Annotated in this window: 21 protein-coding genes; 4 read left to right on the top strand and 17 right to left on the bottom strand. The window is 62.9% G+C overall.

Translation table 11 applies throughout. From position 1 onward, the window contains the following. Positions 1-155: 155 nt before the first annotated feature. The 14 genes from ACZ89F_RS06625 to ACZ89F_RS06560 all read right to left on the bottom strand — a co-directional run bounded on the left by ACZ89F_RS06625 (position 156) and on the right by ACZ89F_RS06560 (position 14636). Positions 156-917: an SDR family NAD(P)-dependent oxidoreductase gene (locus ACZ89F_RS06625; protein WP_476090951.1), complete on the bottom strand. Its 762-nt coding sequence runs from the start codon at positions 915-917 to the stop codon at positions 156-158. A gap of 22 nt (positions 918-939) precedes the next feature. Then, positions 940-1911, bottom strand: a complete 972-nt coding sequence (locus ACZ89F_RS06620; protein WP_476090950.1) for a carbohydrate kinase family protein — start codon at positions 1909-1911, stop codon at positions 940-942. A 32-nt stretch (positions 1912-1943) separates the two neighbouring features. Continuing rightward, positions 1944-2933 carry an ABC transporter permease gene (locus ACZ89F_RS06615; protein WP_476090949.1) on the bottom strand — a complete coding sequence of 330 codons (990 nt, stop codon included), beginning with the start codon at positions 2931-2933 and terminating at the stop codon, positions 1944-1946. Then, complete coding sequence (locus ACZ89F_RS06610; protein WP_476097227.1) at positions 2930-3982, bottom strand: ABC transporter permease; 1053 nt, start codon at positions 3980-3982, stop codon at positions 2930-2932. Before ACZ89F_RS06610 ends, ACZ89F_RS06615 begins: the two co-directional genes overlap by 4 nt. Positions 3983-3984: 2 nt before the next feature. After that, complete coding sequence (locus ACZ89F_RS06605) at positions 3985-5505, bottom strand: sugar ABC transporter ATP-binding protein (protein ID WP_476090948.1); 1521 nt, start codon at positions 5503-5505, stop codon at positions 3985-3987. A gap of 98 nt (positions 5506-5603) precedes the next feature. Further along, positions 5604-6608 (bottom strand): sugar ABC transporter substrate-binding protein, encoded by a 1005-nt coding sequence (locus tag ACZ89F_RS06600; protein ID WP_476090947.1) that lies wholly within the window; start codon positions 6606-6608, stop codon positions 5604-5606. Between the two features lie 90 nt (positions 6609-6698). Further along, positions 6699-7358: an L-fuculose-phosphate aldolase gene (locus ACZ89F_RS06595; protein WP_476090946.1), complete on the bottom strand. Its 660-nt coding sequence runs from the start codon at positions 7356-7358 to the stop codon at positions 6699-6701. Positions 7359-7384: 26 nt separating this feature from the next. After that, entirely contained in the window at positions 7385-8161 is a 777-nt protein-coding gene (locus ACZ89F_RS06590) for an SDR family NAD(P)-dependent oxidoreductase (protein WP_476090945.1), read from the bottom strand. Between the two features lie 236 nt (positions 8162-8397). Continuing rightward, a complete protein-coding gene (locus tag ACZ89F_RS06585; RefSeq protein ID WP_476090944.1) occupies positions 8398-9228 on the bottom strand; it encodes a GntR family transcriptional regulator in 831 nt (276 codons plus the stop codon). Between the two features lie 125 nt (positions 9229-9353). Then, positions 9354-10610 (bottom strand): MFS transporter, encoded by a 1257-nt coding sequence (locus tag ACZ89F_RS06580; protein ID WP_476090943.1) that lies wholly within the window; start codon positions 10608-10610, stop codon positions 9354-9356. Positions 10611-10619: 9 nt separating this feature from the next. Next, positions 10620-11072, bottom strand: coding sequence for a MaoC family dehydratase (locus tag ACZ89F_RS06575; RefSeq protein ID WP_476090942.1), 453 nt, complete (start codon positions 11070-11072; stop codon positions 10620-10622). Beyond that, positions 11069-11530 carry a Zn-ribbon domain-containing OB-fold protein gene (locus tag ACZ89F_RS06570; protein ID WP_476090941.1) on the bottom strand — a complete coding sequence of 154 codons (462 nt, stop codon included), beginning with the start codon at positions 11528-11530 and terminating at the stop codon, positions 11069-11071. The genes ACZ89F_RS06575 and ACZ89F_RS06570 overlap by 4 nt, the downstream gene beginning before the upstream one ends. Next, positions 11527-12687: a thiolase family protein gene (locus tag ACZ89F_RS06565; protein ID WP_476090940.1), complete on the bottom strand. Its 1161-nt coding sequence runs from the start codon at positions 12685-12687 to the stop codon at positions 11527-11529. The genes ACZ89F_RS06570 and ACZ89F_RS06565 overlap by 4 nt, the downstream gene beginning before the upstream one ends. Further along, on the bottom strand, positions 12684-14636 hold the full coding sequence (locus ACZ89F_RS06560) for an acetoacetate--CoA ligase (protein ID WP_476090939.1): 1953 nt from the start codon (positions 14634-14636) through the stop codon (positions 12684-12686). The genes ACZ89F_RS06565 and ACZ89F_RS06560 overlap by 4 nt, the downstream gene beginning before the upstream one ends. A 136-nt stretch (positions 14637-14772) precedes the next feature. Between ACZ89F_RS06560 and ACZ89F_RS06555 the strand changes: the two genes are divergently transcribed. Continuing rightward, positions 14773-15954: an acetyl-CoA C-acetyltransferase gene (locus tag ACZ89F_RS06555; RefSeq protein ID WP_476090938.1), complete on the top strand. Its 1182-nt coding sequence runs from the start codon at positions 14773-14775 to the stop codon at positions 15952-15954. A 339-nt stretch (positions 15955-16293) separates the two neighbouring features. Here the strand turns inward: ACZ89F_RS06555 and ACZ89F_RS06550 are convergent, their stop codons facing one another. The 3 genes from ACZ89F_RS06550 to ACZ89F_RS06540 all read right to left on the bottom strand — a co-directional run bounded on the left by ACZ89F_RS06550 (position 16294) and on the right by ACZ89F_RS06540 (position 19393). Next, positions 16294-17112, bottom strand: a complete 819-nt coding sequence (locus ACZ89F_RS06550) for a carbohydrate ABC transporter permease (RefSeq protein ID WP_476090937.1) — start codon at positions 17110-17112, stop codon at positions 16294-16296. Then, positions 17113-18027: a carbohydrate ABC transporter permease gene (locus tag ACZ89F_RS06545; protein ID WP_476090936.1), complete on the bottom strand. Its 915-nt coding sequence runs from the start codon at positions 18025-18027 to the stop codon at positions 17113-17115. 91 nt (positions 18028-18118) lie between these two features. Further along, positions 18119-19393: an ABC transporter substrate-binding protein gene (locus ACZ89F_RS06540; protein WP_476090935.1), complete on the bottom strand. Its 1275-nt coding sequence runs from the start codon at positions 19391-19393 to the stop codon at positions 18119-18121. Positions 19394-19662: 269 nt separating this feature from the next. Here ACZ89F_RS06540 and ACZ89F_RS06535 point away from each other — a divergent pair, with 269 nt between their 5' ends. From ACZ89F_RS06535 to ACZ89F_RS06525, 3 genes are read left to right on the top strand one after another with little or no spacing between them, the layout of a single operon-like run. Next, positions 19663-20823, top strand: coding sequence for an ROK family protein (locus ACZ89F_RS06535; protein ID WP_476090934.1), 1161 nt, complete (start codon positions 19663-19665; stop codon positions 20821-20823). A 31-nt stretch (positions 20824-20854) separates the two neighbouring features. Next, positions 20855-22342, top strand: a complete 1488-nt coding sequence (locus ACZ89F_RS06530; protein WP_476090933.1) for a M81 family metallopeptidase — start codon at positions 20855-20857, stop codon at positions 22340-22342. A gap of 57 nt (positions 22343-22399) precedes the next feature. After that, entirely contained in the window at positions 22400-23767 is a 1368-nt protein-coding gene (locus tag ACZ89F_RS06525; RefSeq protein WP_476090932.1) for a M24 family metallopeptidase, read from the top strand. The last annotated feature ends 2 nt before the right edge of the window (positions 23768-23769 follow it).

The following is a 23769-nucleotide window of genomic DNA, read 5'->3' as shown; positions in this document are numbered from 1 at the left end:
ATCGCTGATTGTGGCCATCTGAATGGAGAATTCGTCTCGAAGCAAAACAGAACTATGATCCTGGTGCACAACGAGCCGCTGCAGACCGCCTCGTCGCGATGGCCGATAATGATCAGTTCCCCGGAGCTTTGGAGGCCGATGCCCAGAACTATGGGCTAATGAAAGTAAATCCCGCCGCAGACGTTCAACGCCTGTCCGGTGACGAAGGCCGACTGGTCGGAGGCGAAGAAACAGACCGGCCCGACAATGTCCTCGGGATAGCCGAGGCGCTTCAGCGCCGCGACTTCTTCCCAGTGCCGGATGGCCTCGTCACTGCCGAGATTGTTCTTGCCCATCTCGGTCAGGATGATGCCCGGGCAGATGGCATTGACGGTGACGCCGTCCATGCCGACTTCCTGCGCCAGCACGCGGGTCAGCGTGATGACGGTCGCCTTGGTCGCGGCATAGTGGCCCTGCGTCGGCACGCCCTGGCGTCCGGCGATCGAGGCGATGTTGACGACGCGGCCGGATTTACGCTCCCGCATATGCGGCAGCACCGCCTGGCACATCAAAAGCACGCCCTTGGCGTTGACGTCGAAATGGGCATCCCAGGACGCTTCATCGAGATCCTGGAGCAGACTCGGCTTGAGGATGCCGGCATTGTTGACCAGCACGTCGATGCGGCCGGCATCCTTCAGCAGCGTTGCGGCGGTAGCGTCCACATCCTTCTTGCTGCTGACGTCCATCGTGTAGACATAGGCCTTGCGGCCGATGGCTTCGATCTCGGCGCGCGTCACGTCGAGCTCCCTGGCCTGCCCCGGCAGATCGGTCACCGCGACATCGTAGCCGAACCTGGCCAGGCCGACGGCGATGGAGCGGCCGATGCCGCGGCTGGCGCCCGTGACCAGTGCAACCGTGCCGACTTTGGAATTGCTCATAAGATGTCCTTTCAAATGCTGCTCAAGCCGCGGCGTAGGAACGCTTGGGCGTCTTGATCGGAAGTGAATTCATGGCCGCAAGCGTGTCGTCGAAGGAGACCAGCTTGCCGTCAGAGCCGAGGCCCATCGCCACCTTGGCCGCGACCGCCGACGCAAAGCGCGCTGACTGGTGGAGATCCCATCCCTTGACGATGCCGACGATGATGCCGGCGGTGAAACTGTCGCCACAGCCGGTGGTGTCGACGACCCCAATGTCGAAGGCTGGCAAGTGGAACGGCTTGCCATGCTCAGGCGCGACATAGACGCCTTCGCCGCCGAGCGTGAGCAGGCAGTTCTTGACGCCCTTCGACATGAAGTAGGCGGCGACCCTAGCGGGATCCTGCTCATGCGCCATCTCGCTGGCCTCGTCGATGCTCGGCACGAAATAGTCGATGTAAGGCAGGCACGGCTCGACGAAGGCGATGGTTTCCGGTGTGGCCTGGATAAGATCGAAAGTGGTGATACGGCCGAGCTCCTTGGCGCGCTTCAGCAGCCGCACCGTTGGCTCGCCGTCGAAGCTCTTGAGCAGGCCGGTGCCGCCGACATGGACAACGGTCGCGTCGAGCGCGGCGTCAAGATCCTCGTCGGCGACGCGGAACACCGTCGCGGTGCCGGGAACATGCAACGCCGGCCGCTCGCCATTGGGGCGAACCGGCAGGATGGTCGACGAGGTCTGGACGCTGCCGTCGCGGCGGACCAGGCCGCAGTCGAGGCCGTATTTCTTGAGCTTGGCGACGAACCAGTCGCCCATGTCGTCAGTGCCTAGCGTGGTCACGGCCTGTGTCTTCAAGCCAAGGATGGCGCAGTCCATTCCGGTCGCGCCGGCGGTGCCGGCAACGGTCATGCGGATTTCCTCGATGTAGTCGGCCCTGCCGCCTTCGGGAATGCGCGAGACCGGACGGCCGAGAATGTCAAGCACGTAGAAGCCGACCGAACTGACATCAAACCTGGGCATGGGACAATTCCTTTGACGAAGCGGCAGTGAGATTAGTGGCGGGTTCGGCGCAGGCCGAAGCTGACAGCAAGGACCAGGAAGACGAGCACGCCGATGCCGACCTGCTGCCAGTAGAAATTCCAGCCGATGAGCAGCAGCCCGTTCTTGACCACCGCCAGCAGCAGCACGCCGAGCAGTGTGCCGACCACCGTTGGCCGGCGTTCGGCGCTGAGCGTGGTGCCGATGAAGGTGGCGCCGATGGCATCGAGCAGGAAGGCGTTGCCCGACAGCGGCACATAGGATTTGACCGTCGCCGAGAGCAGGATGCCGGTGATGCCGCAAAGCAGCGCGCAGCCGATATAGACCAGCGACTGCTGGCGCGGCACTCGCAGACCCGAATACCAGGCGACGCCCGGCTGTGCGCCCATGGCCTGCACAGCGCGGCCGAAGACCGAGCGGTGCAGCAGCAGGTAGACGACGACGATGCAGGCGATCAGCACCAGCACCGGCGTCGGCACGCCGAGCAGCGTGGTCCTGGCGATGGCGTTGAACTGGTCGCCGGCATAGCCTGTGATGAGATAGATCGGCTGGCCGCCGCTGGTCGCCAATTGCTGCGTGCTCTGTCCGATGAACAGCACGCCGAGCGTCGCCAGGAACGGGCTGATCTTCAGCCTGGTGATCAGGATGGCGTTGAGCACGCCGACGGCGACCGCCGCCAGCAGCCCGACCGTGACGCCGAAGACGCCGCCATAGCCGGCGGCGAGCAGCATGACGAACACCATCGAGGCCATGTCGACGGAAACGCCGACCGACAGGTCGATGCCACCCGACGAGATGACGATGGTGAGCCCGAGCGCGACGATGGCCAGCATCACCACATTGTTGACCAGCACGTTGTAGAGGTTGGCGCCGGTCAGGAAGGTCGGGCTGGCGATGGCGAAGAACAGGCAGATGGCGAGGAAGGTGATGACCACGCTGTAGCTGGCGAGGAAGCCGCCGATCTTCTGCGCGCCGGTTGCCTCAGTGTTGGGAGCGATGCTCATCGGGATGCCTCCGGTCCGCGGGCAAAGGATGTGACGGCGACGACCAGCAGGATCAGCGCACCCTGCACGCCATTGACCCAGTAGCTGGAGACGTTGAGCAGTTGGAAACCGTTGGCGAGGAAGCCGATGAACAGCACGCTGAGCAGCGTGCCGCCGATCGTCGGCACCAGGCGCCGCGAGAAGACGGTGCCGAGAAGGGCAGCGGCCAGCACCGACAGCAGCATTTCGCCGGAGCCTGGCGTGCTGGCGCTCAGCCGCGAGACGGCCAGCACGCTGGCGGTGGCGGCGCAAAATCCTGAGAACATGTAGGTGAAGGCGACATAGAGCGGCACGCTGATGCCGGCGGCGCGCGCCGCTTCCGGATGGCCGCCGACGGCATAGAGCCTAAGCCCGAAACCCGTCTTGTGGATGAAGACCAGCATGACGGCGGAGAACAGGATCAGGCACCAGGCGAGCGCCGAGATGCCGAGGAAGCTGCCCGACACCAGGAAGGCCAGCAGAGGCGAAGCGGCGCCCACCACCGTGTTCTGCGTCAGCGTCAGTTCGGCGCCGGCGGCGATGTTCATCACCGCCAGCGATGCCAGCAGCGGCAGGATGCCGAGACCGACGACGGCGATGGCGTTCAGCGCCCCCACCGCGATGCCGACGACGATGGCGGCCAGGATCGCCACCACATCGGGATAGCCCGCCTGCAGGGCTGTTGCGAACACCGCCGCGCAAAGGCCCATATTGGCGGCGATCGACAGGTCGATACCGCCCTCGGTGACATTGGAGCCGCCACCGATGATGACCACCGCCATGCCGAAGGCGAGCACGCCGAGGATCGCCGATTGCTCGACGACGTTGATCAGGTTGAAGGAGGACAGGAAGCCGGGCGCGAACAGCGCGAAATAGGCCAGGATCGCGGCGAAGGTGGCGATGGCGCCAAGCCGCACCGCGACCGCGCCAATGCGCTTGCCGGTGTTTTGCAGCTGCGGCTTTTCGTTGTGCACGACGCCAGAGGACGCGCCAGCGGCTTTCACGGCGGGTTTCATCGTTGTTGCGGTCATCATCAAGCCTCCGCTTTCGCAGTGCGCGCGCCCGACGAGGCGGCAAGCAGCCGGTCGCCGTCGAGGTCGGCGCCGGAGAATTCGCCTGACAGCCGCCCGCGATAGACGACCAGCACGCGGTCGCAGACGCCGACCAGTTCAAGCAGGTCGGACGACAGGAGAAGGATGGCGGCGCCCTCGCCGGCCAGCCGGTTCAACAGATTGTAGATCTCGACCTTGGCGCCGACATCGACAGCTACGGTTGGCTCATCAAGGATGTAGACGCGTGACTGGCAACTCAGCCATTTGGCGATCGCAACCTTCTGCTGGTTGCCGCCGGAGAGCTGGCGCACCAGCGTATCTCGGCCGGGCGTCTTGATCGACAGTTCGCGGATCAGCCCGTCGATCGCCTTGTTCTCCACCCCTCGCTTGACGAAGCCGCTGCCGCTGTAGCGGCCAAGGCTGGCAAGGCTGATGTTCTCGCGCACCGACAGGTCGATGGCCACGCCATGGGCGCGACGGTCCTCCGGCAGCATGGCGATGCCGCCCTGGACGGCATGCACCGGCGACGACAGCGAGAGTGTCTTGCCCTCGACCTTGATCGCGCCACGCTCGGCGCGATCCAGCCCGAACAGACATTGCACGACCTCCTTGGCGCCCGAGCCGAGCAGGCCGGTCAGGCCGACGATCTCGCCGCGGCGCACCGAGAACGAGATGTCCTCGAAACTGCCGGCCATGCCGAGATGCGAGACCTCCAGCATCGGCGCGCCGATCTCGACCGTGCGCTTGGGAAACATCTCGCCGACATCGCGCGCGATCATCATGGCAATGATCTCGTCGATCGGGGTCCGCGCCGGATCGACGGTACCGACATCGGTGCCGTTGCGCATCACCGTGACGCGGTCGCAGAGCTGCTCGATCTCCTGCATGTAGTGGGAGATGAAGATAACGGCGATACCGTCGTCGCGCAGCCGGCGCAGCACCGCAAACAGGCTGTCCACCTCGCGCTTGACCAGTGCCGCGGTCGGCTCGTCGAGCACCAGCACGGAGGCCTTCTGCGCCAGCGCGCGGGTGATCTGGACGATCTTCTGCTGTGCCGTCGTCAGGTCCTGGATCAGGATGCCAGCCGGGAGTTCGAGATCGAAATAGCGCTTGAGCAGTTCGGCGGCGCGCCGATTCATCGAACGGCGGCTGACGAAGGGGCCGAAGCCGAGTTCGTGACGCAGGAACACCGCTTCGCCAACCGTCGCGGTCGGCACCAGCAGGCGGTCCTGGTGGATGAAGTGAACGCCGAGCCGCTCGACCGAAAAAGGCGTGAGATTGCCGACGGTCTCGCCATTGATGGCGATGGTGCCGCTGTCGGGCTTGAGGATTCCGGCCAGCACCTTGATGATCGTCGACTTGCCGGCGCCGTTCTGGCCAACAAGACCATGGATGGTGCCACGCGCCACCTGAAGGTCGGCGTCGTGAAGCGCCTGGACAGGACCGAAGCGTTTGGAGATGCCGGTCATCGAGATGGCGATTTCAGTTGCTGCGGCGGTCATGCCTGCTCCTTGCGCGGAGGAATTGGCAGCCGCGCCGTCGAAACGGCGCGGCCGGAACCAGTCAATGCTTACCGACTGGATGGGAGCCTTGGGAGGCCTTATTTCACGCCGGCCTTTTCGGCCGCCTCGAGGAACGGCTTGCCGGTGACGGCGGCGTTCTCCTTGTTGATCAGCACGGCGGGCACGAAGGTGAACGGCGCCACCTTCTGACCGGCTAGGAATTTTGCGACGTTCTGCACCGAGGTCTTGCCGATCTCATAGGGCTGCTGGGCTGCGACGGCGGCGGCCGGCGACTTCTCGTCCATCACCATCTTGATGACTTCCGGGCTGCCGTCGATGCCGTAGGTCTTCAGCTCCGGCCGGCCGGCGGCTTCTGCGGCCTGGGTGGCGCCGATCTGCGGCACGTCCCAGCAGGCCCAGACCGCATTCAGCGAGCCCTTCTCCGGGGACTTGGTCAGCATGTCGGTGACGTTGGAATAGGCCGCCTGGACGGTGTTGGGGATGACGTCGCGCAGTTCCGGCTCGATGATCTTGACGTCCGGGAACGAAGTCAGCACATATTTCATCTGGTCGTAGCGGATCTTGCACACCGGCACGCTGTAGAAGCCGTTGAAGACCAGCACATTCCCCTTGCCGCCCATATCGGCGACCATCTGCAGCGCGATCTCGGCGCCGATGTTGTAGTTGTTCGAGGTCGTGTTGTTGATGGCGTAAGGCGTCGCCGTGTCGACGGTGAACAGCGGAATGTTGGCTTCGCGGATCTTGGCCAGCCACGGGTTCAGCACTTCGAGGTTGCCGAGCTGCTCGATGATGGCGTCGGGCTTCTGCGCGATCAGCGTCTGCAACTGGGCGATCTGCTGCTGGTCCTTGCGGCCGGCATCGAGCGCGATCACTTCACCGCCGAGGCGCTTGACCTCGTCCTGGATGCCGCGGAACGCCATCAGGTCCCAATAGTGATCGGTGCCGATCGCCGAGACGCCGATGGTCTTGCCTTTCAGGGAAAGCTCATCCGCCTGCGCACCAGAGGCGGCAACAACGCCGCTGGTGATGGCAAGCGCGAGAGCAACCGCCTTTACAATGCTCTTTCCGGAAATGTTGGACATGATGTCGAATTCCTCCCTAGCCAAAGAAACTCCAGAGCCGTCTCTGAAGCGTTGCACCGGACGCATCGCCCGGAATTGGTAGCCGCCTCCTCAGGCGGCATCGGCGGCATCGCGGTGGCCATAGCTGGCCATCCTGCCGATGACATTCTCGATCTCTTCATCCGAAAGCAGTGGCGGCTCGCCGACCTGCAGGCAGCCATGATATTGCCGTGCCAGCGTTTCGACCTCGACCGCCAGCCACATGGCGTTGTCGAGCGAGGTACCGACGGCGATCATGCCGTGATGTTCCAGGAGGCACGCCTTGCGGCCCTCAAGTGCCTTGACCGCATTGACCGACAGCTCGGCCGTGCCGAAGGTTGCGTAAGGGGCGCAGCGTATGTCGCTGCCGCCGGCGACGGCGATCATGTAGTGGATCGCCGGGATCTTCCTGCCCATGATGGCGATCGTCGTGCAGTAGGTGGGGTGGGCGTGGACGATCGCATTGACCTCCGGCCGCGCCTTGAGGATGTCGAGGTGAAAGCGCCATTCGCTCGAGGCGTCAAGCCTGCCTTCGGCGTCGCCGGCCCAGTTCATGAACACGATGTCCTGCGGCTTCAGCGTCGCATAGGGCGTGCTCGTCGGCGTGATCAGCATGCCCTCGCCGTGGCGCACGCTGATGTTGCCTGACGTACCCTGGTTGATGCCGACCCTGTTCATCTCGATGCAGGCATCGATGATCGACTGGCGTATTTGCGTGTCTGAGGCGGACATGTCTTTTCCCATTGCTTGTCGACCCGTCACCAGGCCGTATAACCGCCGTCGATCGACAAGATCGCCCCGGTGACGTAACTCGATGCGGGCGACGCCAGGAACAGGATCGCCGAGGCGATCTCTTGCGGCTCGCCGCAGCGCGCCATCGGCGTCATGTCCATCCACACGTTGAACAGTTCGGGGCGGTCGCGCATTTTCAGCGTCATGTCGGTCGCGACATAGCCGGGGGCGAGCGCGTTGACGCGCACGCCCATCGGCGCCCATTCCACCGCGAGCGCCTTGGTCAGCATGTGGACCGCGCCCTTGCTGACCATGTAGGACGCCGCCGTCTGCGGACGGTTGACGATCAGGCCCGACATCGAGCCGAGATTGACGATGCTGCCCTTGCCTTTGGCCACCATGTGCCGGCCGAAAGCGCGCGATGCCCAGTAGACGCCGTTGACATTGACGTCCATGACCAGCCGCCATTCCTCGTCGGGCGTGTCGAGCGCCGAGTTGAGGCGGGCAATGCCGGCGCTGTTGACGAGGATATCGATCTTGCCGAATTCAGCCGCCAGATCGGCGGCGGCTGCCTCCACTGCGCTCGGGTCGGTCACGTCGAGTTGCCGGATGGAGACTCTGGTGACGCCGGCATCAGCGAGTGCCGACACAGCGGCGTCTAGTGCGCTCCGGTCGAGGTCGATCAGCACGACATGCGCGCCGCAACTGCCGAGCGCCTTCGCGGCCTCGAAGCCGATGCCGCGCGCGCCGCCGGTGACAATGGCGATCTCGCCATCGAGATCGAGTTGACGCCTGTAGTCCATTGCAATTCCTCCGCGGACACGGCTTCGCCGAGCGCAGAGCAACAGCTTTGCGCCTGCCGCCAATCGCGCTGGCGGCTTTTGACAAGACCCACGTCCGAAATACTCCTCCCGCCACCCCGAAGGACGGCGGCATGAGCAGACCCTAAAGTCCTCGACCACTCATGTCAATCTGGTTATTACCAGAAATAATATTTCCGGAATCTGGCCTGACCGGCAATGTCTTGCCTTGGCAAATCCTAGGCGTTCGTGGCGCTGCTCTGCTCGATCGACATGTGGATGCGTGCCACAGAGGAATTGTAGAGCGCCTGGTAATATTCGAGCGCCGCGCCATCGGCATCGTAGGCGATCGATTCGATCGAGATCAGCGGCGTCGCCGGCGACACGCCCATGCGCTCTGCCTCTTCCTTGGTCGGCAGCGCCGCGGTGAACCAGCGCTCGGCGCGCAGCACGGTCAGGCCATAGCGTTCGCGGATCGTCTGGAAGACCGACTGGTTCTCGATGTCCACGGTCTCCAGCCCCGGCACCTTGTGGCCGGGCAGGCTGATATGGGTAAGCGTGATTGGCGAGCCGTCGGTCATGTAGACGCGTCCGATGCGCACGACACTGCCGGTTTCCGGGATGCCGAAGACGCTGCTTTCCTTTTCGTTGGGCGGGCAACGGTAGAATTCGAAGGTGCGGGTCGAGACGACGTGGCCCTTCGCGGTCAAGTCGCCGAACACGCTGAGGTTCGAGGTCATGAAGTCGACATGCTCCCGTGGTGCCGCGACGAACATGCCCTTGCGCGGCATCTTGATGACCCTTCCGCCATTGGACAGCGAGCCGATGGCGGCGCGCACCACGGGCCGCGAGACGCCGAAGAAGTCACACAGCGCCTGTTCGGACGGAATGCGCGAATTGGCGGCCAGCACGCCGGTGTTGATCGCCTCCTCGATCTGGTTGCGCAATTGCACCCACAGCGGCGCGGCATCGTTGCGGTTGAGCTGGATCTTCTCGCCGATGGCGCGAAAGGTTTCCGCGGCCTCCGCGTCTTCCTGGTCGTAGCGCGGTCTTCCCCGGGTCTTCAGCATTCCCCACCTTGAATTCTCAGGCCTCGGTCGGCGAACCGGGCACCAGCATCATCACCGTGCCTGATACACTCAATCTTTGCGCGAGAAATCAAGTCCGGCCGTGCGAGCCGGCAAGGTTGACGAAATCACCGCCTGCCGCCAGCCATCTTCGCCGCGACGGGCAACCCGCGCAGGACGAGCATCGCGGCGGCACCGACGAGCGGCCCAGGCACCAGCATCAGGAACGCCCAGCGCCAGCCGCCAAGAAGGGTCGCGACATGCGGCACCAACCAGATCGCAAGCACGGTGAGCGCAAAACCGAGGCCAAGCTGGACCGACAGCGCCGTGCCGACAAAACGCCGGTCGCCAAGCTCGGTCACCGCCGCCGAGAACTGCGCGGAATCACCTATGACCGAAATGCCCCAGATGAGCGCGATCAGTGCGAACAACCAGAGCGGTCCGTCGAAGACGAAGCCGATCGTCAGCGCGCAGAAGCCAGAGACGATCATCATTGCGGCCGTGGTCAAGCTGCGCCCGAAGCGGTCGGACAGCACGCCGCCGACCAGGCAGCCGCCGACGCCGGCGGCAATCGCGCAGAACGTCAGCAGCGACGCCAGGAAAGGGGAGGCCTGTTGCTGTGTCTCGAGGGCCGCGCGGGTATAGGCCAGCAGCCAGGCCCACATGGCATAGAGTTCCCACATGTGGCCGAGATAGCCGATGTTGATCAGCACCAGCGGCCTGTCACGGAAGATCGCGCCGATCTGGCGCGGATCGAACACCGCCTTGCCGAACGGATGCGGGCCTTCGCTGGCAAAGAACCAGAAGAGCGTGGATCCAATGAGGGTCGCGATGCTTGCGGCCAGCACGACCGATTGCCAGTCGAGCGTACCGGCGAGTGCCCGGAACAGATGCGGCAGCGAAGAGCCCAGCGTCAGCGCACCTATAACGGCGCCGAGCGCCACTCCCCTGCCCCTTATGAACCAGGTCGAGACCAGCTTCAGCGCCGGCGGATAAACGCCGGCCAGCGCTACGCCGGTGAGGATGCGCGCGGCGACGAGGCCGACCGGCCCGGGCTGCAACAGCAGGCAGGCGTTGGCGGCGGCGGCAAGCAGGGCGGAGACCGCCATCAGCCGGTTCAGCCTGACCACGTCAGGCAGGTTGACGAGGCTTGAGACAAGCGCGCCGACAACGAAGCCGATCTGCACGCCATTGGTCAGCCAGGCCTCGATCGTGCCCGACAGATGCCATGCCGCCTTCAGTTCGGGCGTGATCGCAGTTGCCGAGAACCAGGTGGTCAGCGACAGGACGACGGCAAGACAGAGCAGGCCAAGGACGCTCCAACGATGCGCATCTTCGGCAAGCTTTGCCGGCAAAGCCGCATTGGAATCCCGCCAGAGCGTCATTGCCAAAACTCAGGCCTTGGCCAGCGGCACGGTGAACACCGTCGCGGTGCCGGTCAGGCAGACATCGCCGGCCTCGTTGCGCACGGAGGTCTCGATCTTGCAGATCGGCTTGTCGGGCCGCACCTCCTTGATCTCGACGCGGCCCGTGATCATCTCATCGACGCCCACCGCCTTGACGAATTTCCAGCCGACTTCGAGAAACACGGTTCCGGGGCCGGGAAGATCCTCGGCCACCAGCGCATTGAGGATGCCGGAGGTGACGCCGCCCTGGACGATCAGCTTGCCGAACACGGAAGCCTCGGCCAGCGCCTTGTCATAGTGCAGCGGATTGCGATCACCGGTCATTTCGGTGAAGGCCTCGATGTCCTCGAGGCGCGTGCGCCGCGAACGCTCGGCGAAAGCGCCGACTTGCGGCCGTCCCTTGACAACACCGATCCAGCCATCCTTCGTCTCTGTGCTCATGAGCGTATGTCCTGTCCTGCTGAGATGTTTTGGTTTGTGTACTTGGCCGACGGCCTGAACGCCGGCAGCGTGCGGCCGCCAATGCGCGTCGGCGCGAGCACAAGCAGTTGCCCAACCGCACATGCGGCCTCTTCGGCGACGATGAAACTCAACATGGTCGGCCCTTCCTCGAGCTCGACCAGGCCGACGACATAGGGCGCAGCGGGCAGCCAGCCGGGATGGCCGGGCTTGTGCACGACCGAGAAGGATTTGAGCCGGCCACGGCCCGACACCTCGCGCCACATCAGTCGGTTGCTCCAGCAGTGCGGGCAGATCGACCGGGGATAGAACACCGCCTTGCCGCAGGCCTCGCAGGACTGGATGACCAGCCGCCCCTCGGACGCCGCCTGCCAGAATGGCGCGGTCAGCATGGTGATCGTCGGCCCCGGCGTCTTCAGGAGATCGAGATCGACGCTCATTGATCGGCTCCCAGGACAAGTGCCGTCGCCTCGCTCATCGTCGCGCCATTGCCCGTGACCAGCGCCAGTTTCGCGTTGGCGATCTGCCGTCCGGTTGCCTGCCCGCGCAATTGTCGCACGGCTTCGACGACATGGGTCATGCCGCCGGCGAGATCAGGTTGGCCGAAGCCGAGCTGGCCTCCATGCGTATTCAGCGGCGCATCGCCGGACGGTCCGAGGTCATGATCAGCGATCCAGCGGCCGAACTGTCCCGGCGCGCAGAGTTCGGCATCCTCGATCGTCGTCGCCACCATGATCGTGTAGCAATCATAGAGCGACAAAAGGCTCATCTCGGCGGCATTTGTGCCGGACTGCGCGAAGGCGCGCGCCATGGCCGGTTTGAGCGGACCGGAGGTCAGGTTCGGCGCCTGCGAGACGGCGCGGTGCGTCACCTTCTCGCCGGCGCCGAGCAGATGCACGGCGGGCTTTGCCAGTTGGCGGGCGCGCTTGGCCGAGACGACGACGAGCGCCTCGCCGCCGGCAACCGGCATGACGATCTCAAGCAGGTGCAAAGGCGAGGCGACGATGGGAGACGCCAGCACGTCGCTGACATCGGCCGGCTTGCCATAGAAGATCGCGTCGGGATTGAGCTGCGCGTTGGCGCGGGCCCAGGCGGCGATCGCGGCGAAATCGTGCGGCGTCGAGCCGTGTTCGGCCATATGGGCATGCATCAGCAGTGCGTAGGAAATGTTCGCGCCGGACGCGCCGAACGGCACATCGAATTCACGGATCGGGTTGCGGTTGGGAGAGCGCGCCGGCTCCGCCTCGCGGGTGTTGGCCAAAACGCACAGCACCGCCTCGCACATGCCGGCCTCGATCGCCGCCGCCGCGCGCCAGACCATGCCGGCGCTTGAGGCGCCGCCGAGATCGACGACATCGGCCATGTTGGGCCTGAGGCCGAGATATTCGGCGACCGTCGCGGGAACGTGCTGCGGCGTCTCGCCGACCTGCGGCCCGACCAGCAGGCCATCGATATGGGCGGGCTCCAGCCCAGCATCGAGAACGGCCAGACGCGAGACCTCGGCGATCATTTCCAGCGTCGTGCGCCCTTCGGTGCGGCGCGTCGGCTTGAGCTCGCCAATGCCGGCAATGGCGCCGCGTGATCGTGCCACGCTCATGCCGCATGGCTCCGGTCGAGATGGCGATATTCGTCGAGCGCTTCGGGGTTGGCGAGCGACCCCAGGTTCTTCACCACCTTGCCCTCGACAACCGTGCGGGCAGCACCCTCCACCCGCTTGCCGTTCAGCGTGTAGGGAATCTCGGAGACGGCGTGGATGCGGTGCGGCACATGACGCGGCGAAACCTGTTCGCGAATGTGTTTGCGGATGCGCAGGGCAAGCTCCGCCGTCAGCGCGCGGCCCTCCCTCAGCTTCAGGCAGAGCAGGATTTCCTCGTCGCCGGTGATCGGCGCGCCGAACACCAGACAGTCCTCGATCTCCGGAAATCTTTCGCAGGCCGCGTAGATTTCGGCGGTGCCGATCCTGACGCCGCCGGGCTTCAGTGTGGTGTCGGAACGGCCATGCACGATGGCCGAACCATGCACGGTCATTTCAGCGATATCACCATGGGTCCAGATCTCGCGCCGCGCGGCGAAATAGGTCGCGTGATAGCGCTCGGTGCCGCCCTCGCCCCAGAAGGTCAGCGGCATCGACGGGAACGGCTCGGTGCAGACCAGATCGCCTTGCACGGCAATGACAGGCGCATTGCGTTCGTCCATCACCGCCACCGCCAGCCCGAGGCCCTTGACGGTCAGATGGCCGCGGCGCACCGGGTGCAGCGGTGATCCCAGCAGGAAGCAGCCGATGATCTCGGTGCCGCCCGAGATCGAAGCGAAGATCATGTCCGATTTGACGTTCTGGTAGACCCAGTCGAACTGGCTGGGCGAGACCGGAGCGCCCGCAGACAGCAACGACCGCAGCGCCGACAGATCGTACCTTTTGCCCGGCGCATAATTCTCGTCGGCGAGTGTCGCCAGATATTTCGGGCTGATGCCGAAATGCGTGACGCCGGCCTTTTCGGCGACGCGCCACAGCGGGCTCGGGTCGAGCCCCTCTGAAGTCTTCAGGATCGGCGCGCCGTCATAGAGAACGACGGCCGCGTTGCAGGCGAGACCGGAGAGCAGCCAGTGATACATCATCCAGGCGGTGTTGGTGTACCAGCTCATGATGTCGCCCGGCCGGACATCGCCATGCAGCAGATGCTCCTTGACGTGCTGCATGAGCACGCCGCCGGCCGAATGCACGATGGCTTTCGGCGTGCCGGTCGTGCCTGAGGTGTAGAGGACATAGGCCGGATGGGCGAAAGGCACCCGCTCGAATTCAAGCTCGCCCGGTTTGCCGAACGCCTCGAAACTCATGCCGGTGACGCCGGCCGGCGCCGGTATCGCTGCCTGATCGCCGCAAATCACCAGCATCGTCAACTCCGGCATTCCCGCCGCGATCTCGGTGAGCCTGCCAGCGATGTCGTGTTCCTTGCCGCCATACCGGTAGCGCGGCGTGGCGAACAGCACTTTCGGCCCGATCTGGCCAAGCCGGTCGAGAATGGCCGCTACGCCGAAATCCGGAGAACAGGACGACCACACCGCGCCGATCGACAAAGTGGCGAGCAGCGCGGCAAGCGCCTCGATGCGGTTCGGCAGGATGCCGCCGACCCTGTCGCCGCGCACCACGCCGGCCGCTTTCAGGCCATGCGCCGTGCGAGCGACCATGGCGCGCAGCTCGGCGCGGCTGAAATGTTGGAAATGGCCGGTCTCGTCGGCCTCGACGACGGCGAGCGTCGCGTCATCGCCGCGCAACAGGTTTTCGGCAAGGTTGAGACTGGCTTGCGGAAAGAAGGCACTGCCGGTCATCGGCGCCGACGGATCGACCTGGAACGCCTCCTCGCCTGGCTCGCCGATGATGCCCGCAAAATCCCAGACGGCGCGCCAGAAGGCGCCTTTTTCACCGATCGACCAGCGATGCAGCGTTTCGTAGTCATGCGGATCGAAGCCGTTTGCGGCGGCAAAACGCGCAAGGCCGGAGGTTTTGAACGCGGCCGCCGCCGGCGTCCAAAGCACGCTGGATGTCATCAAGTCCTCCCGGAAATTCGTTTGGCGTTTCGCTCTTGGCGATACGCCCGACAGCAGCTAGAATATTGGTTATAACCAGAATGTCAAGAACGCCGAGGCGGCCATTTGTCCGCCTTGCCTAGGAGCGGAAAAGCGTATGCAGGATGTGTTCATCGTCGCCGCCAGGCGCACGCCGATCGGCAAGCTAAACGGAGCGTTTGCCGGCGTCCCTGCCGCCGAACTCGGCGCGACCGTCATTCGCGCACTTCTCGAGGAGGCACAGGTGGAAGGCGACGCGGTCTCCGAAATCATCATGGGCCAGGTCCTGACCGGTGGTGCCGGACAGAACCCCGCAAGACAAGCGGCGCTGAAGGCCGGCGTTCCCGTTAGCGTGCCCGCAATGACCGTCAACAAGGTCTGCGGCGCCGGCCAGAAATCGATCCATCTCGCCGCCCAGGCGATCCGCTGCGGCGACGCCGACATCGTCATTGCCGGCGGCCAGGACTCGATGACCGAGGCGCCGCACCTGCTCTACGGCGCACGGCGCGGCATCAGGATGGGCGACCAGGAGATCAAGGACTCGATGATCGTCGACGGCCTGTGGGACGCACCCAACCAGGTTCACATGGGCGTGACCGCCGAGGGCCTGGCACGGCGCTTCCAGATTACCCGCGACGAGCAGGACCGCTTCGCCGTGGCTTCGCAGGAAAAGGCCGGCAGCGCCATCGCGACCGACCGCTTCGCCGGCGAGATCGTGCCTGTAGCAATCATGGGCAAGCGCGAGGAGCGCGTCATCGCCAGCGACGAGCATCCCAACCCCGCGTCGACGCTGGCACGCCTGTCGCGTCTGCGGCCGGTCTTCGATCGGGAAGGCACCGTCACGGCGGGCAACTCGTCCGGACTAAACGACGGTGCCGCGGCGGTGATGGTCATATCGGAAAAGCGCATGAATGAACTCGGCCTGACGCCACTGGCGCGCATCGCCGCATATGCCTCGGCCGGGGTCGAGCCGATGCAGATGGGGCTGGGGCCGGTGGCGGCCTCGCGCAAGGCGCTTGCCAAGGCCGGCTGGGCGGGATCCGACCTCGACCTTATGGAAATCAACGAGGCCTTCGCCGCTCAAGCCATCGCCGTCAACCGCGAGATGGGCTGGGACAGCGGGCTGATCAACGTCAATGGCGGCGCCATCGCGCTGGGTCACCCGCTGGCCGGATCCGGCTGCCGCATCGTCGTCACCCTGCTGCACGAGATGCGCAAGCGTGGTGCCAAGCGTGGCCTCGCCTCGCTCTGCATCGGCGGCGGGCTTGGCGTCGCGATCTGCCTGGAGCGCCCATGGTAGGGACGTCGACGCTATTATTTTGGTACCTGACGACGAGGCGGACGGCGGCGCTGGAGAAATCTGCGACACAGTTGGCCCACGACAGCGCGCCCCAGCGGGATGACTCGTCGATGCCTTGAGCTTGGAATAATGCGCTGAAGACCTGAAGGGACCGAACCTGGGCGATCGGATCCCCAACGATGCCGAATAGCGCCGTCATTATCACCCGACCTTCGAATCAGGAACCATCTGCTGACGCGCGCTTGTCGACGACGTCGAGCTGGCGCTACCTGACTCAACCAAGCATGCGTCGGACTAAAACTGGTGATCGCTATTCAGATCTGATGGATCTGGATCCGATTATTTCCCGGCTCCCCCGAGCAAACCGCGCACGAAGGCCTTTTGGAAGAGCAGGTAGGCGAGCATCACTGGCAGAAGCGAGATAAGCGTGGCGGCCATGAGCGGACCGTATTCAACCTGCAGGCTGCTGGCGAAACCGGCTATCGTCACCGTGACAGGTCTGGCCTCGTCGCTCGTTGTCAAGGTAATGGCAAAGAGAAGGTCGTTCCAGATGGCGCGACTCTGGATGATCGCGAGAGCGGCGAGACCTGATCCCGACGCCGGAAGAAGAAGCCGCCAGAAGTAAGCTGCCGGGGTGCAGCCGTCGATGAGTGCCGCCTCATACATGGACCTGGGCACCGACGCGAAGAAATTCCGCATGAAGAAGGTGCAGAAGGGAACGCTGTAGGCGGTGTGGACCAGCCACATGCCGGGAATAGTGTCGTAAAGACCAATCGCCCTGATCAGAAAAAACAAAGGAATTTGGACGATCTGGAAGGGAACGAGCATCCCAGTCAGCAGGAAAAGATAGACCACTCGTCCGCCAGCTCCGCGCATATAGGCAAGCGGGTAGCCAGAAATCGCCCCCACCAGCAGCGACAGGATCACGGATGGCACTGTAATCGCAATCGAGTTCAGGAAGCTTCGCCCCATCCGCTCGTAGGCGATGGCGTAATTCTGGAAGAAGAGTTCGTTCGGCAACGCGATCACTCGCGTTATTTCGGACGGCGATTTGAGCGACGTCAGGAACGCAACCACCAGGGGAGCGGCAAAGATCACCGCCGCCGCCACCAGGATCGAAAAGGGTAGAGCCGTGCGCTTGGCGGTTGCAGTGTTCATCTATTCCGCCTCGCTGTCCTGGACGCGTTTTGCCAGCTGGTAGATGTACGGCATGATGATGACCCCGGCGATCACCAGAAGGTAGACCGAAATCGCGCTGGCGCGGCCCATCTCGAACCTACCGAAGGCGGTGTCGTACATCTGCGTGGCCAGGACTTCGGAGGCATATGCGGGGCCGCCGTTGGTCATCGCCCAGACAATATCGAACAGGCGCATCGCGTCGACCGCGGCCATACCGAGGACGACGATCGTGGAGGGCCATAGAAGCGGGAAGCTGACCTTCCAGAAGACCTGCCAGGGTGTCGCCCCTTCGATCCTCGCGGCCTCTATGTACTCCACGGGAATGTTGCGAAGCCCCGCGAAGAATACCAGGAAAGCAAAACCCGTCGTCCACCACATCATCGAGCCCATGAGCGCGAAGTTGACGATCGACGGGTCCCCCAGCCAGTTTTGAGCCAGGCCGCCCAACCCGACCGACCGCATGATTGTAGTCAGCAGACCATTAGTCGGCTCATACATCCAGCGCCAGATCGCGGCCACGGCCACGGCCGGGATCGTGAAGGGCAGGAAGAAGATGACCCGGAACACCGATTCACCCTTCATGCCCCTGTCGAGCAAAGCCGCCAGGAGCAGGCCGAGGCTCGTCGGCCCAAGCAGGAGGAAGACGAGCCAGGAAATGTTGTTCAAAAGGGCGTGGAAGAAGCGCGATTGGTGAAGCAGCACGACGTAGTTCTGCAGCCCGACATACTTCGGAGAGGGTGAGAAACCATCCCAGCTGTGAAGCGACAGATTGAATGTGGAAACGATGGGATAGACATAGAAAACAGCAAAAAGGGTTACAGGAAGCGACAGAAAGATTGCGTGGGTCACCCCTGCAGTCTGAAACTTCCGGCGCATAAGTTGGAAGTTCGGCATGTCGGGTTGTTCTCTCGGCGAGCGGAATCAACAAATCGTATCGTCAACGTCCCGGGATGTCGGGCCGACATGTGTCGGCCCGACCACGGTATCACCACTTCAGATAAGATCCCTCCGTCAAAGCTTCCTGCCGCAAGCCCTCAAGCGTCGTTATCATCTCGTTTTCGTTTGCATCGGAGGGGTCGATCGCGAATTTCTCCATTTGGACGCCCAATTCCGTGCCGACCTTGGTGGGCAGCAGGAAAAACAGGTTCGGCAGCACAGCGTTGGCCTTTGATGCATCCGCCAGTTCCTTCGCGAATTTGGCACCCACGGCATCGTAGATCGACGGATCGACCGTCACATTTGGTGCGAGTGAACCTTTCGGAACGGCAAATGCCGCCTGACCTTCCGCCGACGCAGCGGAGATGACGAATTTTTCAGCGGTTTCAAGCGTATCAGCCGGTCCTTCCGGAACCGCAAAGGCATCCATCTGGAAAATCGCCTTGCCTTCTGTCCCTGGCGCCGGAAACACATCGAACTTCTCAACGGGTGCGAAACCCGCCTGCTTGAAATAGGCGGCCGCCCAGGCGCCCATCATGAACATTCCGGTATTGCCGTTGACGACATCGTCGGCCGTTTGAGTCCAGGTCTTGCCGCTCCAGTTCTTGGCGTAGCACTTCACCATGGTGCTGCGGTAGAGGTCGAGGGCCTTGCGGAAATCCGGACTATCGAAGCCGAGTTCGCCGCTCGCGATCTTGTAGTAGCCCTCGGTGCCCACAGTGGAGACGAGAGGGGCGTAGAAATTATACAGGCTCCAGAACGGCCCCCCCGCATTGCCCAAAGGCTCCACGCCCGCCGCGCGCAGCTTGTCGCATGCAGCCACCAGGCCTTCGTAGTCCCTGGGAGGCTGAAGCCCGGCTTTTTCGAAGATGGCCTTGTTGTAGAAGATGTTGTTTATCAGCGACAGGTCATAGGGAATGCCATAGGGCTTGCCGCCGATCTTGACGACCCGCTGAACGCCCTCCGGGAAAATCTCGTCGCCCTTGATTTTTGCCCAGGTCTCCGAGAGATCATGGAGTTTGCCGCTGTCGACGAACGTCTTCAGCTCCGATGCCATCGAGCTCTGATAGGCGGCGGGCGGCGTGTTTCCCATGAACGCGGTCTGCAATTGACGACGCATTTCAACGGCGTTGCCCGGAATCACCTTGCCGACGATCTGGTTGTTGGGATTCTGCTTGTTGGCGAAAGCGATCAGGGCTTCGATACCGGCCTTTTCAGATCCCGCCGCATAATAGTGCCAAAGCTCCTTGGGACCGTCGGCCCTTGCCGCTGATGCACTCGCGAGCACCCCGAGCGCCATGCCGATCCATTTCAAGTTACTCATTGTTCTACCCTCTGTTGAGCCGAGCGTTTTGCCGTCGGCATATATTCTGTAAACAAGAAAAACCTACCTCCAAAAAACGATGCACGTCAACAGATCGCGTTCAAAATATCCCAGCGAGCGAGCCCCTACGATGAAGACAATTCACACAACAGATTGATATGCAACGATCTTTATACGAAAATGAAATTCACAGGCGTTCGTCGATTGACAACTCGTACGGCCTCCTCGTATGAATTATTCTCAAAACAAGAAAAATATCGGAGCAAGGCTTGAGCAAGTCGTACATCAGGCATTTCAATGCCAATGCGATCTTTCACAGGATACGCATCGAGCCGAACGTTTCGCAGCGCGACATCGTCGCCAAGACGGGCATCGACAAGTCTGTCGTCTCCTCCATTGTCAATCAATTCAGTGAGTTGGGACTGGTTGAACGCAACCCTGTGGCGACCAGCAACAAACCTGGTCGCCCTATGGAAGGCCTCACCATCTCTCCCGAAAGCGGTCTGATCGTTGGCGTTCAGATCGAGGCTGACACAATCGGCTATGTCGCCGCCGCACTCGACGGAATCCCTGTGTGCTCCAAGGTCCAGGCTTTCGATGGAAAGCTCGACGAGGTCGCCGATGTCGTCGCTCGGGGGGTGAAGGAAATCGTCAGTGAATGCGGTCGCGGCAGCGAGACGCTCGGAGTCGGCATTTCACTTCCAGGCCTCCTCACGGACGAGGGCATACTGCTTCACGCTCCCGTCCTTGGATGGCGCGGCGTCCCTGTGGTGGACATGTTCTCCTCCGCACTGGATGCTCCCGTTTTTGCGGGCAATGACGGCAAGGCCGCCGCGATGGCGGAATACATGTTCGGTGAATGCGTCGACGTCAGAGATTTTATTTATCTGTTCTCGGGCTCTGGCGTCGGCGGCGCTCTATTCCTCGACGGCGACATCTATCGCGGTTCGACGGGACTGGCGGGAGAACTGGGACATATCAAGGTGGTCCCGCAAGGCCGCTATTGTTCCTGCGGCGCCTCGGGTTGCCTTTCAGCCTACCTTTGCGAGCCTGCACTGGCAGAGGAGATCGGCAGGCTGACCGGCAATCTGCCATCCTCCTTCAAAGAGATCATTGAGCGCGCCAACGCGAATGATGAGGTCGTTGTCGGTGTGCTCGACAATGCTGGCGCAGTCCTGGGTTCCGCGATTTCCAGTCTCGTGAACATCTTCAATCCGCCATTGGTTTGCCTTGGCGGCGATATGGCGAGCGCAGAACCTTACCTTCGGCCAGCGGTCGAACGCGCCCTGCAGCGACTGGCGCATCCTTCGATGTCGGTCCAGACCAAGGTCATTTTCTCGCAGTTGTCGACGGTCAGCCCGTTTCTCGGCGGTGTCGCACTCGCGCTGGACGGTGTCACGGGTCTCGATTCTCCGCACGTCCTTCCATGAACTCAATCCAAGTCCGTTCGAAAGTCAGAGAATGCGCATAGCTATTGTCGGCCTCTCCATTGAAATCATGCTCGCCTCTCCGGTTCCAACCACGCGGGACGCGATACAACACTACACCGGCAGGGACTTGTCCGAAGGCGATGTCTGGATGGTCCGGGGCATGCTAGCGCGCATGGCGCAGGATAGCGACGTCGAGGCGGTCCCGTTGTACTGGGCCACTGCGCTGCCCGGCGGGCCGCTGGAACTGTCGGCATACCAAGACGTCAAGGAAAAGACGCTCGCGCTCATCAGCGAACGCGGGCCGTTCGACGGGATGCTCGTTGCCAATCACGGCGCGTTGGAGGTCCAGGGTTTGGACATCGACGCAGACACCGATTTCATACAAGCCATCAGGAATGTCCTTGGGCCTGATGTGCCGATCGGCGTGTCGCTCGATCTCCATGGCGACATGACTCCGGAACTTCTCGAGGCGTCCACGGTCATCAGCGTTCTGCGCACCGCGCCGCATCGTGACGACAGGCAGACGGGGTACCGAGCCGCCGACCAGCTTATCCGGGTCATTCGAACCGGCATTACGCCCAAGAAATCCGTCGTGAGCCTACCAATTCTCGTCCCCGGGGAGACGGCGGTCACAGCCCTGGAGCCCGCGAAAAGCCTCTATGGCTCCTTGCCCGAATACGACAGCGTGCCAGGCATGATGGAGGCGAACATCCTTGTCGGATTCGCGTGGAACGACAGACCCTGGACCGCCGTATCGGCGATTGCAGTAAGCGACGGCGACGCCGAGCTGGCGCGCGTACAGGCCACACGGTTGGCGCAAGCGATATGGGCAAAGCGCGCAGAATTCAATCTCAAGATGGAGACCGCGGAGGTTCGGCAGGGACTGAGACTCGCGGTCGAATGCCCGCAGCGCCCCGTGTTCGTATCCGATTCGGGAGACAACACCACGGCGGGTGCGGCCGGAGATTTGACCCTTGTCTTGCAGGCAGCGCTCGACGACGAACAGGTCCGCGATGTCGTGGTCGCCGGCATTACGGCTCCCGAGACTGTCCGCAAACTCGTCCAGGCCGGTGTCGGCTCGACGGTGGAAATCGAATTGGGGGCCGAGCATCTTTCCCGTCCGAAGACGGCGCGCCGCGTCAGCGTGCTCGTGGAGGCATGCGGAGAAGAGCTGGTGCTGCCGGGATTTCAGCCATACCGATCCAAGGAGGGCGCGTGGGCCAAGGTGCGAAGCGGCAACGTGATTGCAACATTCCACGCCAATGCCATCGGCATAACCACGCCGCACCATTTCGTTGCAATGGACATCAGTCCAACCGAGCACAAGGCATATGTCGTCAAGCTCGGATATCTCCATCCTCAGCTCGAAGATGTCTCGGCTCGCCATATCCTGCTGCTGAGCGACGGTACCTCGCAATTGGATATGACGCAGTTGCAATGGAACCTGTTGCCTCGTCCGACCTACCCCCTCGACAAGGATTTCGAATGGGACGCGCAGGCCCGGATGTACGGCGATTGATCTCCCTCGTAGCCAATTTCAACAGCTCTCGCGCCGGCACAAACAAAAGGATGCCAAATGACCATTTCCCTCACATCCGTTCGGTTGCCGGACTTCGGCATTCTCGGCGAAAGGCCGCACGTTCCCGCTGAGATATATGACGCTCGTGTCCGCGCCGCCTATGGCAAAGCGGGGTGCGACTGGCTGGCCGTTTATGCCGATCGGGAGCATTTCGGCAACATCGCTTTCCTGACGGGTTTCGAGCCCCGCTTCGAAGAAGCCTTCCTTCTTCTTGGGCCGAACAACAAGCGCGTACTGCTCACAGGCAACGAGTCCGAAAGCTACGCTCCACTCGCGCGCTTGTCGGGAGTGACGGTGCTTTTGAGCCAGACCCTGAGCCTCATGGCGCAGGATCGCTCTCGTTTCCCGCGCTTTTCCGACCGTCTTGGCGACGCTGGAATCAAGGCTGGCGACACCATAGGGCTGGTGGGCTGGAAGTATCTCGAGCCATTTGAGGACGAAGCTTCCGAAACAGCCTATTTCGTCCCCGCGGTCTACGTACAGGCGTTTCAGCGGGCGGTCGGCCCTTCCGGCAGGCTGCGGGATACGACCCATGTCCTGATGCACCCGGAAAACGGCGTCGCCGTCACCGTCGACGCCGATCAGATCGCGGCGTTCGAATGGGCTGCAACACGCAGCTCACTGGCGACGTGGAGGATCGTTTCCGGGGTCCGGGAGGGTGACAGCGAGTTCGATGCCGTCTCGCGCATGGGATATGCTGGAGACCCGCTGAACGTCCACACCATGTTCGCGTCGGCCAGCAAGGGTGAAACCGTGATTGGCCTGCGAAGCGCAACGGGCCGCAAGCTCAAGCGTGGCGACGGTGTTACGACCGCAATCGGACATTGGGGCGGTCTTTCCTCCAGAGCGGGCCTTTTCGATGTCGCCAACGACGATTTTCTCGCTATCGCCAAGGGTTATTTTCAAGGTCTGATTTCCTGGTACGAGACGGCCACGATCGGCGTCGAGGGCGGCACTCTTCATGAAACGGTAGTATCGACGCTTGCAAAATCGAAGCTCGGGCCGGCTCTCAATCCGGGGCATCTCGGCGGCTACGAGGAGTGGACACATAGCCCGGTTCGGCCTGACTCGAACGACCGCATCCGCTCGGGCATGCATTTCCAGGTCGACGTGATCCCGACGCCGATCGCAGTCGGCTGGGCGTTGAACTGCGAGGACGCCGTGGTGTTTGCCGACGCACCGCTGAGATCCCAGATCGAGGTCAAGCATCCATCGACGTTCAAGCGCATCGCCGCGCGCCGCGATTTCATGAAGAACGTGATTGGCGTGGAACTACGGGCGGACATCCTGCCGCTTTCCTCGACACCGCTCTATTTCGCGCCATTCTGGCTCAAGAGCGATAACATCCTCGTCCGTGATCGATAACC

The organism is Mesorhizobium sp. USDA 3734 (genome assembly GCF_056279665.1).
Note: the sequence above shows the minus strand (reverse complement) of the source record. Positions and strands in the feature narration are given on the sequence as shown.